Here is a 10,984-nt window from a genome sequence, read left to right as displayed (position 1 = left end):
AGTGCTTTATTGCTAATCCAGGTTGGCCCATGAAACTGCTGCTTCGTCTGTGCTTCTGCCTGTCGATCACCATGCCGGTGGCGCACGCCGCCACCTGCGCCGCGCCGTTCAAGCAGGCGGACGGCTGGGAACTCGCCGCGCCCGAAGCATCGGGCTTCAACGCCAACGCGCTGTGCGTCACGCTGACCGCGCTGGCGCAGGGCAAGGACAACATCCACGGCATCGTCGTCGAACGCCACGGCAAGCTGGTGGCCGAGATGTACCGCAGCGGCAAGGACCGTTCGATACGGCGCGGCCTGGGCGTATGGCCGCCGTTCGCGCCGACGGTGGAATTCGGCCCGGACACGCTGCACGACGTGCGCTCGATCGGCAAGAGCGTCATCAGCCTGTTGGTCGGCATCGAGAAGCAGCACGGCAGAATCTCCACGCTCGCCACGCCGGTGCTGGACTACTACCCGGAATACCATGACCTGCGCTCGCCGCAACTGGACGCCATCCACCTCGAACACCTGCTGACCATGAGCGGCGGCTGGAAATGGGACGAAGGCGCGCAGCCCAACAACGAACTGCGCCTGTTCTGGAAAACCGACCAGCTGCGCTACGTGCTGGAGCGCCCGGTGGTCGCGCCGCCCGGCACCGTCTGGAACTACAACGGCGGCGGCACCACCATCCTGGCCGATATCGTCACCCGCGTCAGCGGCCAGCCGTGGATCGAGGTCGCGCGCAAGGAGCTGTTCGAACCGCTGGGCATCGTGCAATGGGAATGGGTGACGGACCTGCGCGGCCGGCCGGCGCCGTTCGCCGGACTGCGCCTGCGCCCGCGCGACATGGCCAAGATCGGACGGCTGATGCTCAACCACGGCCGCTGGAACGGCCAGCAGATCGTGGCCGAGGAATGGGTGGATGAATCGCTCAAGCCGCGCCTGAGCGTGGGCTTCCGCAGTCCGGGCAACCAGCCGGACGAACTGCACTACGGCTACCAGTGGTGGGACGGTACGGCGGCCTGGCACGGCCGGCGCACGCCGTGGAGCGCCGCTTTCGGCAACGGCGGCCAGCGCATCTTCATCGTGCCGGAGCTGGACCTGACGGTGGTCATCACCGCCGGCGACTACGGTTCGGATGCGATGGGCGCGAAGGTCAACCAGCTGCTGCACACGCTGATCGCCACCGTCAGCGACTAGTACTGTCCTTGCGCTCCAACTTCAGCATCTCCCACCCCAGTTCGCGGCGGATTTGCCGAGCATCCGGCGGCGGGCGCCGCTCCGCGATCTGCGTCTGCAACCACTGTCGCACTGATTCTTTGCTCGGTTGCTTCTTTTGGTCCATGGTCTTGCCTCTTTGGTGGAAGAACGATCCCTGAGACCTTCAACGCGGCCCAGACCCGCCAGTTGACCGGCAGGCGTCCGCGAATTTGCAACCATTTGCTACAGATTTGCTATCATTCAGACGAGCAGGAGGCAGCGCACACCACCATGAGCATAGGCGCCATAGCACCGAGTTCCGCCAGCCAGCCACCGGCGCGCGCAACGCCGCCGGTGCAGATTGCGTCGTCGGCCACGCCTGCGGGGCCGGCCTCCGCTTCGACCGCCTCATCCCCCAACACCAATTTCTCCGGCAGCGACTCCGCCACCAACCTGACGCCGGAAGCGTTGGCACTGGTCGCCCAGCTCAAGGCCCGCGACACCGATGTGCGCCAGCACGAACAGGCGCACCTGGCTACGGCCGGCGGCCTGGCCACGTCCGGCGCCTCCTACACTTACCAGCGCGGCCCGAATGGCGTCGACTACGCCATCGGCGGTGAGGTGCATATCGATACCTCGCCCGGCCGCACGCCGCAAGAGACTATCGAACGCGCCCACACCATCCAGGCAGCGGCACTGGCCCCGGCCGATCCCTCCGGCGCCGACCGGGCGGTAGCGGCCCAGGCGCAGCAAATGGAACTGCAGGCCCGCTCGGAACTGGCGACACAGCAGGTGGAACAGGCCACGGCGCGCACGCAGGGACCGGCGCCGGTAGCAAACGACGCCGCCAAGGTCCGCCGCACCTACGAAGTGGCGCCGCTGGTGCCGCCCAAGCTGGATATCTACGCCTGAATGTTAGAATCCCGCTTTTGCAAGCCACTCAAAGATCAACCATGTTAAAAGCACCACGCACCCTGACCTTCAAATGCGCCAAATGCGCCAAAGCCGTGCAGGTCCGCCTGCAAAAAGTATCGGCCTGCTCGCACATCCAGCCTTACCTGGGTATTTGCGCCTGCGGCGAGGTAAAACACCACGCCATCGGCCAGAAAGAGGCCGTCGCTTCCTACCTGGCAGCCCCGGAAGGCTGGACCCATCATCATTAATCTTTGCGGCACCCTCAAGAAATCGGCCGGGGGACCGTTATAGAAGTATTATCAAACCGAATCTGCCGGAACCTGCCATGTCTATCCTACCTGCTCTCGGCGCCCGCACTTTGCCGGCGTCCCTCTACGGCGCCAACCCGCATAACGATGGCAAGACTGCCGGCACGTCCGCCGCCAGACAGGTGAAACCGGTCGATTCGTCGCCGATTTCGCTGTCCAACGACGGCCTGGAAAAGCACGTGGCCTCGGTCGGCAACTCGACAGTCGATTTCGCGCAGGACTTCCTGGGCAGCTTCGCCAAATCGCTGTTCGGCGACGCCGCCAAGGACGCGGTCATCAATTTCGACTCGGCCAGCCTGGATGCCTCGTCCACCCTGGCCGTCGGCGTGCAGCACAGCTCCGGCCCGAACGGCAGCAGCGACGCCGCCGCCTTCCAGCTGACCGACAGCTCGCACTTCATCGGCAAAGGCACGATCACCACGGCCGATGGCCGCAAATTCGATTTCGAAGTGGAAGTCCAGTACGACGCCGAATTGAGCGGCGCCGCCAGCCAGACCACGTCCACCAACAGCGATAAGGCCAACAGCGACAAGGCCAACGACGCAGCGGCCAAGCGCCCGGTGGCGAGCAACGGCGCCAGCGCCGACAACCTGCCGACCGTGCAGGTGCCGAACATCGACTTCCCGGGCACGCTGGCCGACCTGTTCAAACTGATCGGCCGCGACCTGCAATCGGCGCTGTCGACCGGCGACAACTCGCCCAGCAAGACCAGCGACGGCATCGACCGCAACACCTTGCGCAGCCTGTCGCTGCGCCTGCTCAACCTGGTCGACAGCAAGGACACCAACACCTACACCGCGCCGACCGCCGCCGACAAGGCCAAATCGGTCGCCGACGCTTACGGTTCGCAGACCGCAGCGCCGCAGCCTGGTACCAATGCAGGAACCAGCGCAACGCCAGCTCCGGCCGACGACCCGATCTCGCTCGCACCGGCCGCCAACGACGCCGCACCAGGCGCCAAAGACGCGACAAGCTAAGCGCCAAGTATAATAAGCACCGCAGCACCAAGAACGCCGGCAGGGATGGACACCATCCCCGGCGTTTTTTGTGTTGGTCCATTCCGCTTATTACACCTACCGATTGCCCCGACATGCCCGCACAAATCACCACCTCCCCTACGCCGCAACAGATCCACTGGGAGGAGAACGGCGTGCAGTGCGCCGCGCGCTGGCGCTCCGAAGCGGGCATGCCGCCGCCTAAGCGCGTCGTCATCGCCGACGACACCACCAATGCGGACGTAGCCTACCGCCTGGCCTGCGAAGGCACGGCGCTGCTGTGGCGTGGCGACTTCCAGAACGCCCGCCAATTGCTGCAAGCGCTGGCGCGCCGCGCGGACCACAAGGGCAAGCCGTCGAAGAAAGCCAAGCCGGCCAAAGTGCCGGCAACGGCGACCGAAGCCTTCCACCTGCACCGCCAGGCGCAGTCGCAGCGCGCACGCACGCTGGCGATGCTGCTGATTCCATTCGACGCCGGCTACGAGATCCCGCTGCGCCGCGCGCCGGACGTGCAACTGGCCTGCAACGAGGCATACGGCCGCTTCGAAGAACCGTTCATCGCCTCGCTGCGCGAGCTGCTTGGCCTGATCGGCGCGCACGAATGGCGCCGCACAGGCGTGGAAATCCCGGCGCTGGATGCGCGCATCCACCCGCACTACGGCGTGTTCTCGCCGGTGCGCGGCGAGTATGTTGAACTGGTGGCGAATGCGCCGCTGCCGGCCGGCGTCAAGCTGGCCTATGACATCGGCGCCGGTACCGGCGTGCTGTCGGCGGTGCTGGCCAAGCGCGGCGTGGCGCGCATCATCGCCACCGACCAGGATCAGCGGGCGCTGAGCTGCGCCCGCGAAAACCTGGCCCGGCTGGATCTGGACGGCCAGGTCGAACTGCTGGAAGCGGACCTATTCCCGGAAGGCCGCGCGCCGCTGGTGGTGTGTAATCCGCCGTGGGTGCCTGCGCGTCCGAGTTCGCCGATTGAATACGCGGTCTACGATCCGGACAGCCGCATGCTGCGCGGCTTCCTGGCCGGCCTGTCGGCCCACCTGACGCCGGGTGGCGAAGGCTGGCTGATACTGTCGGACCTGGCCGAGCATCTGGGCCTGCGTCCGCGCGAAGAGCTGATGGAGTGGATCGCGGCCGCCGGCCTGAAAGTCATCGACCGCCAGGACGTGCGCCCTACCCACCCGCGCGCCGCCGACGCCACCGACCCGCTGCACACCGCCCGCGCTGCCGAGGTCACGTCGCTTTGGCGTCTGGCCGCCGCGTAAAAACAGTCCGTCACATCGTCCAGGTGCGCAGTCCGATCCAGCCGATCGACACTGCGTAGCCGGCGATGGCCAGGATGCCAACCGATGTCAGTCCCGCATGCCAGCGCACCAGACGGCTGGCGTGCTTGGTCGTCAGCGCATGCCACAGGCCCGCCGCCGCCAGCAGCGGGAACGCCACGCTGCACAGCAGTATCGGCAGCGACAGCACGCTCGGCGCCGCCAGCATCGTCAATGTGCCGATACCTCCCGCTATGCCGATCAGCGGCAAGGCGAACGTGGCGCACAAGCTGCCAAACGCCAGCAGCGGCATCAGCCGCACCTTCCAGCCGCCCTTGGCTTGCAGGGTCTTCCGATAAGCCCCCACGCTCCAGACAGGCAAAGCCAACAGGCCGAACAGGCCGCCAAGCAAGGCCAGCGCAGCCACTATGCAGTAGCCGGCAATGCGCCATCCTGCTTCGCGCTTGCGGTCGCCCAGGCCGCCCGACAGCAGGTAGGTTTGTCCGTCCTGCTCGATGAAGGCCAGGCTGGCCGCCTCCCGATCGGTGCGGCGAAAACTGTGCTTGCCGGTCGGCAGATAAGGCTTGCCGCCGACACGCAAACCGCCATCGGCCAGCGTGACCCGCGACATGCCCAGCACTTCCGCATACGGGCGCATCAAGTCCTTGGCCGGCGTCACGTTGCGGTAGAAACCGGTCAGGGCGGCGAGTTCCTTGGGGTCGACCGGGAATGAGGGCGCTGGAGCAAACGCATGCTTGCGGCTCAGGTAAGCCTGAATCAGGCTGGTAACAGGTGTGCGGAAGTTGACGCCCTCGCCGCCATTGGCAAGCACCACATAACCGTTACCCTGCACGGCGGAATAGCCGTAGACGGAGGTGAATGAGTCGATTTCGCCATTGTGGCCGCGAAAACTCGGCCCCGTGTCATTCGCGGGGAAGTTACCCAGGCCATAGCCTCCGCTCAGCCCTGCACGCGCGGCCAGCGAGGCCTCGCCATGCTCGATGCGCTCTACCGCCTGCGGCGACAGGATCCGATGCCCGCCGACCGTGCCCCTGCCGACAAAGAACAGCACCAGTTGCGATAATTCCCGCACGCTGGTGGCCAGCGATCCGGACGCCGGCATGATGATGTGCTGGTAAGGCGTCGGCGTGCCATCGGGCGCGTAGCTCTTGGCCACCTTGGCCGCCAATGCCGGCGTCAACGTGAAATCGGCGCTGGCCATGCCCATGGGCCGCAGCACATGCTCGCGCTCGAAGGCTGCGAAGTCCTGCCCTGCGACTTTTTCCAGCACATAACCCGCCACGGCCGGGCCGGCGTTCGCATAGACGGCAAACTGGCCTGGCTTCCAGCGGCTGACAAACTCAGGGCTGGCGAACTCGACGCCTCGCCGCACCGACCAGCCCGGGCCATCCTGCAGCTCGACGCGGGCACTGATGTCCGGCCAGCCCGTCGTATGCTCAAGCAGGTGGACGAGACGCACGGGATCTGTTTGCTCCCATCGATTATTGAAGGTGATCTCTGGCGCCAGGTCGGCCAGCCGCGCATCCAGTTTCAGTTTGCCATTTTCCACCAGCTGCATGATGGCGATGCTGGTGAAGCTTTTGGAAATCGAGGCGGCACGAAATATCGTATCCGGGGTAACCCGCTCGCCGCTGGCCTTGTCGGCCACGCCATACCCTTTCAGCAAGACTATCTTGCCATCTTCGATCACGGCCAGCGCAGCTCCTGGAATGCCGCGCTGTGCAAACACTTGGGCCAGGCGCCCGTCCAGCTCTTCCAGGGTGGATGGTGCGGGCGGCGTAGGCTCTGCGGCGCTGGCCGTCGCCAACAACAGCCAGGATGACAGCGCAAGCGCGCAGAAGGTCTTCGGCGAAGGTGGCATCGATGCTCCCAGGGTGAGGTGTAGTGTTATGGTGATGTATTACAGTAACCCAATAATAGTGCATCTTTGTTGAAACGCAAAGCAATTTTGAAGGGAGCAAGTGATGCGATAAACATAAGCATCACTTAAAAAATCCCGGGAAATATAAGTGGCTCTTATTTTGGCCCTTGCGGAACGCAAAAGGTCTATGTATAATTCGGGCCTCAGACGCGGGGTGGAGCAGTCTGGCAGCTCGTCGGGCTCATAACCCGAAGGTCACAGGTTCAAATCCTGTCCCCGCAACCAGAACACAGCAAGCCGTTGATTCTTTAAAAGGAATCAGCGGCTTTCGCTTTTCCGGGTGCGCCACTCAGTGAGCCACCTGTGCAAATCAAAGCCCCACGCCTCTACCGCAACCGCTGCGGCGTCTATTACTTCCGGGTCAAATCCGGCGGAAAAGAAAAGCGGATCAGTCTACGCACGAAGTGTTCCAAAACTGCTAACATTCTCGCTCTGCAACTCAATCTTGATTTGGAGCGGAGGCGGGACATGGCTGAACCCAAGCTGTCGGACTTCAACTTCGATTTGGCGACTCTGCGCCGCTACGAGATCGCGCTCAAAAACGGGACCACTATCCGCACCGACGGCTCCGCCGAAGAACACGCGCGAGTGATGCAGATGATGGGCGAGATCGATCGTATTGGCATAATCGACCTTGAGGACCGGCCCCTGCGCTCGGCCACCGCCAAGCGCGCCAAGCCCGAGCCGCTCACGCGGGCCGTGGACAAGTGGCTCGCCAACTGCATGGGCAAGAACGGCGGGCGCACTGTGGACACGAAGGTCTACCACATCAAAGATTTCTTGGAGCGCATGTTCCCCTTGGTCGAATCCGTCGAGCTTTGGCTGGCGGAGCATGAGAAGGTCGAATTCAACAAGAAGCGGGCTCTGCGCGCATTGGAAGAAAACAAGGCTGCTGGCCGGGCCGACACGCCGGCGCAGACATCGAAGCCAACGCGCTCGACAAGCAAACGCTGGTGGAATACAAGGACGCGCTGCTGACCATACCGCAGACTTCGAAAACCATCGACAACAAGCTCAGCACGTTGCACGACTTCTTCAAATACATGATTGGGCATGGGCTGCACACCAAGCTCGACAGCAACCCCGTCGAGGGCATGTTCATCCTGACCAAGGATGCCCGGAAGAAGACCACCAAAGCCTATCAGCCCTTCACCGAGGATGCGCTTGCCAAGCTCTTCGACTCCGCGCCATACCTCGACGCGATGGGCGGAGCGCCAGACTTGTTCTGGGGGCCTCTCCTTGGCGTCTACACCGGCATGAGGATCGGCGAGGTCACGCAGATACGCTGCATCGACGTCCACAAGGCGCCGCGCACGGGCATCCACTACATACACGTCTACAAGAGCAAGACCGTCGGTGGCATCCGCAACGTTCCCATCTGCGACGCGCTGATCGGCCTAGGCTTCCTGGAATATGTGAACGAGTGCCGAGCGGCCGGAGCGGAGCGGCTGTTCCCTCATCGGCTCCTCATCAACCACAGCTATTCGAAAGAGCTTTCGGCCGCGATGCTTGAATACCAGCGCGCCCGCCGACTCAAGGCGCCGCAGACGAGCTTCCACTCGTTCCGGGTCAACGTTATCACGCAGATGCACGACAACGATGCCGAGGCGGGCAAGATCATGAAGATCGTCGGCCACGACGACGGCGAAGGCCACGCGGTCCATTGGGGCTACGTGCGCGAGCTGCACAAGCTCAAACCCGTCGTGGACGAACTAGCGTGGCCCATCGACTTGCAGGCGTTGAAATACGACGGCCGGTTCGCCGGCTTTTTGGCGGATCGGAACAACTGGGCGGCAGAGAAGTCGGAGGAGTGAATAGGGGGATTATTTTGACCAGCAGTGGGGAGTGATATCGCCCCCCAGAGGGGGAAATTTTGCATCCCCAGTGGTGGGCAATTATTCACCCCGAAGTAGATGGAACCATATACATAATTATTGCAACCAAAAATATGGGCTCATAGGAATACAAATAAAGCATGTGGGGGTCGGTTTTGCGCCCCTATGCCTCCCTGCGGCGTCTTGCCGCCGCAGGGATTCGCGCTGATACTGCTCATGTCGATCACTTTGAAAAGAGAGCAACATGTCAGCGCAAATCAAACCAGCCGCCACCGAGGCAAAAAAAGAGCTCACAAAAAAATGGGGCGAGGACATCATGGCGTTGGGCTTCACTGCCGTGCCTGACATCCTCCTGAAACGAATGGGCAAGCTCAACCTGTCGTCCACCGAGTTCGTCGTGATGCTCCAAGTATTGTCGTTCTGGTGGTTCGCTGAGAACAAACCATTCCCATCGAAGAAGAAAATCGCCAACGCCATCGGATGCAGCGAGAAGACCGTTCAAAAGACGATGGGTCGCTTGGAAAAATTGGGCTTCATCAGTCGCATCGAGCGCCGAAAGGACGCCGACCGCAACGATTCCAACCTCTATGACTTCTCCCCGCTCATTGCGCAGTTGCAGCCGATGGCAGTCGAAGAGCTGCAAATCCAAAAAGCGGAGCGAGAGGCCAAGGAGGATCGCATGGTGCCGGCCTGGAAAAAGAAGAACAACAAACTGAAAATTGTCGCGGGCTAAGCTCTAACGCGATTTATTGAGGAATTGCATTTTGAAATGGATACCCGCCGACATCGATGGCCAATCATACGACTTGTCCCATCTGCATCCCTTCACCTTCCCCTTGGCAATGCCCGCAAAAGGAGACTTGCCGGCACTGCAATTCGAAATTGAGGTGAAGTTCAGCTTGCATTGCTTCACCAAGGAAAAGGTGGAGGATGCTCAGAAGGGGCTCGACTACGGGGACGGGCGTGAGACGCGCACTTTTGATTTCGACCGATATGAGAAGTCGAAAGTGTTGCCTGAAATCATCAAGACGCTGGAACAGCGAAAGTGCTACTTGGCGAAAGAGAACAATTACATGACGGTTGAGTTGGCCGACCGGAATAAAACCGTCCACTATCAAATCTATTTCTCTATGGCTAAATTGGCTCCGGGACGCTTGACGCTTTACGTTCGAAGCGCCTATGTCAAAGACAGCCCACAATCTGTCCAGCGCATAAAGCCCATTTTATTCAAGGCGATTTGCGCAAAAACAGGAGCCTGAAAAGGAAATGGCCCCGCTCGCGCGGGGCCATTCTTGAATCTAGTCGGTCACCTCTTCAATCCGCACATTGTGCAGACCCTTTTCAGGGCGGGTAGCAGCCGCGAACCGCGTATAGCATGCCTTAACTTCCCCTCCATTGTATTCCTTGCCTGTTCGCGTGTCAAACGGCCTGGGGGACGTGGATGTCCCCCACTGCCGGACGGTCGAACACCCCTCTTGGGCAGGTTTGCGGGTAATGGCGCTTCATTGCTGAATAGCCATCAAGCACCAAAACCCTGTGCGGCTCCCCATTAGGGCTTTTTCTTCTCATACACGTCACCGCCTACAACGCAAAGATCAGGAAAGGGAGCATCTTGGGGGAAATTTTGAGAAGGCGGAGGCAAAACTCCATTAAGCGGCCCAATGTTCTGCCAATCGCTCAACTCGATTTCCATAGTTTGTTCGTAGCCATCGGCCGGACTGATGATCGTTCCTTTTTTATCTTTCGAGACCCGTTTTGCTGGGATTTTTGCCATGTGGCTCTCCTAGTGGTTGAGTTTGGTCAGGCCATGCCGATCCTAACACTGTCGTCCAAGAGCATTGGAACCACTTGACGGGAAGAATCGCCACCCATCAAGGATGAAGATTTTACGCAGCCCGGCGAGGACGTTGCGCGCCGTTGCCTGGCCGAGCCACGCGATCCAGCGCGCGGGCTTGGGCCAGGTGGAAGGCCCTCGCGGAGGCGTCGGCCAAGCGCTCGCTGAACTCCCGCAGGGTCAAATCCTCGGCCTTGCCCGTCAGCTTGCCGGCGATGATGGCGGCGCACATGTCCATTGGACGGCCGCCCCTTTGGATCGAGAAGGGCCAAGTCTCCACCGGGCTGGCTGTCGCCATCCACGACTGGAAGCCGAGGATCGGCGGCATTGCCGAGCGCACCAACCGCTTCTTGCCCGCGACAGCCTCCTCGAAGCGCGCGAGGTAGTCTTCGATCTCCGAGGCGGGATACTTGAACTTTTTAGAGACTTGCACGCAGGCGATGGATTCGAGCGACAGTGGATCGATGGGGCGGCGGTCAGTCGGCTTCTTCGCCAACTCCTCGTCTCGGGCGGCGCGGGCGCGGTGGAGCGCCTTCTGGGTCTCGCCCAAGATCAGTGACGCCTCGGCGACGGAGAAGGCTGCGGCCATCTTCTGGTCAGCCGGCTTTTCCCTCAACGCGGCCAGCAAGGCCGTCCCCTTCGCAATGTCTGACGGTTTCCGAATGTGTAGCATGCGCGCCCTCCCTCTGTGTTGTGATTTTACCATGTCGTT

Annotated in this window: 12 protein-coding genes and 1 tRNA gene; 10 read left to right on the top strand and 3 right to left on the bottom strand. The window is 61.9% G+C overall.

Annotation, left to right across the window (positions count from 1 at the left end; genetic code table 11):
* Nucleotides 1-29: 29 nt before the first annotated feature.
* The 5 genes from GEV02_RS28880 (at nt 30) to GEV02_RS28860 (ending at nt 4,664) form a co-directional block, all read left to right on the top strand.
* Nucleotides 30-1,181, top strand: coding sequence for a serine hydrolase domain-containing protein (locus GEV02_RS28880; RefSeq protein WP_152841296.1), 1,152 nt, complete (start codon nt 30-32; stop codon nt 1,179-1,181).
* Nucleotides 1,182-1,472: 291 nt separating this feature from the next.
* A complete protein-coding gene (locus GEV02_RS28875; protein WP_152841295.1) occupies nt 1,473-2,093 on the top strand; it encodes a putative metalloprotease CJM1_0395 family protein in 621 nt (206 codons plus the stop codon).
* A 41-nt stretch (nt 2,094-2,134) separates the two neighbouring features.
* Complete coding sequence (locus GEV02_RS28870) at nt 2,135-2,344, top strand: hypothetical protein (protein WP_152841294.1); 210 nt, start codon at nt 2,135-2,137, stop codon at nt 2,342-2,344.
* Nucleotides 2,345-2,421: 77 nt separating this feature from the next.
* Entirely contained in the window at nt 2,422-3,381 is a 960-nt protein-coding gene (locus GEV02_RS28865) for a hypothetical protein (RefSeq protein ID WP_152841293.1), read from the top strand.
* A gap of 113 nt (nt 3,382-3,494) precedes the next feature.
* A complete protein-coding gene (locus GEV02_RS28860) occupies nt 3,495-4,664 on the top strand; it encodes a methyltransferase (protein WP_152841292.1) in 1,170 nt (389 codons plus the stop codon).
* 10 nt (nt 4,665-4,674) lie between these two features.
* Here the strand turns inward: GEV02_RS28860 and GEV02_RS28855 are convergent, their stop codons facing one another.
* Complete coding sequence (locus GEV02_RS28855) at nt 4,675-6,543, bottom strand: serine hydrolase domain-containing protein (RefSeq protein ID WP_152841291.1); 1,869 nt, start codon at nt 6,541-6,543, stop codon at nt 4,675-4,677.
* 208 nt (nt 6,544-6,751) lie between these two features.
* On the opposite strand from GEV02_RS28855, the gene GEV02_RS28850 reads away from it, so the two are divergent.
* The 5 genes from GEV02_RS28850 to GEV02_RS28830 all read left to right on the top strand — a co-directional run bounded on the left by GEV02_RS28850 (nt 6,752) and on the right by GEV02_RS28830 (nt 9,697).
* Nucleotides 6,752-6,828: transfer RNA gene (locus GEV02_RS28850), tRNA-Met, on the top strand.
* A gap of 78 nt (nt 6,829-6,906) precedes the next feature.
* Nucleotides 6,907-7,581, top strand: coding sequence for a hypothetical protein (locus GEV02_RS28845; protein WP_152841290.1), 675 nt, complete (start codon nt 6,907-6,909; stop codon nt 7,579-7,581).
* Nucleotides 7,557-8,417 (top strand): site-specific integrase, encoded by an 861-nt coding sequence (locus GEV02_RS33740; RefSeq protein WP_152841289.1) that lies wholly within the window; start codon nt 7,557-7,559, stop codon nt 8,415-8,417. The genes GEV02_RS28845 and GEV02_RS33740 overlap by 25 nt, the downstream gene beginning before the upstream one ends.
* A 265-nt stretch (nt 8,418-8,682) precedes the next feature.
* Nucleotides 8,683-9,171 carry a helix-turn-helix domain-containing protein gene (locus GEV02_RS28835; RefSeq protein ID WP_152841288.1) on the top strand — a complete coding sequence of 163 codons (489 nt, stop codon included), beginning with the start codon at nt 8,683-8,685 and terminating at the stop codon, nt 9,169-9,171.
* Between the two features lie 31 nt (nt 9,172-9,202).
* Nucleotides 9,203-9,697, top strand: a complete 495-nt coding sequence (locus GEV02_RS28830) for a hypothetical protein (RefSeq protein WP_152841287.1) — start codon at nt 9,203-9,205, stop codon at nt 9,695-9,697.
* 290 nt (nt 9,698-9,987) lie between these two features.
* Here the strand turns inward: GEV02_RS28830 and GEV02_RS28825 are convergent, their stop codons facing one another.
* Together GEV02_RS28825 and GEV02_RS28820 are read right to left on the bottom strand one after the other, a co-directional pair.
* Nucleotides 9,988-10,212 carry a hypothetical protein gene (locus GEV02_RS28825; protein WP_152841286.1) on the bottom strand — a complete coding sequence of 75 codons (225 nt, stop codon included), beginning with the start codon at nt 10,210-10,212 and terminating at the stop codon, nt 9,988-9,990.
* Nucleotides 10,213-10,324: 112 nt separating this feature from the next.
* A complete protein-coding gene (locus GEV02_RS28820) occupies nt 10,325-10,900 on the bottom strand; it encodes a hypothetical protein (protein WP_152806001.1) in 576 nt (191 codons plus the stop codon).
* Nucleotides 10,901-10,984 lie beyond the last annotated feature (84 nt).

Source organism: Rugamonas aquatica (assembly GCF_009380215.1).
GTDB classification, from domain to species: Bacteria; Pseudomonadota; Gammaproteobacteria; order Burkholderiales; family Burkholderiaceae_D; genus Rugamonas; species Rugamonas aquatica_B.
Note: the sequence above shows the minus strand (reverse complement) of the source record. Positions and strands in the feature narration are given on the sequence as shown.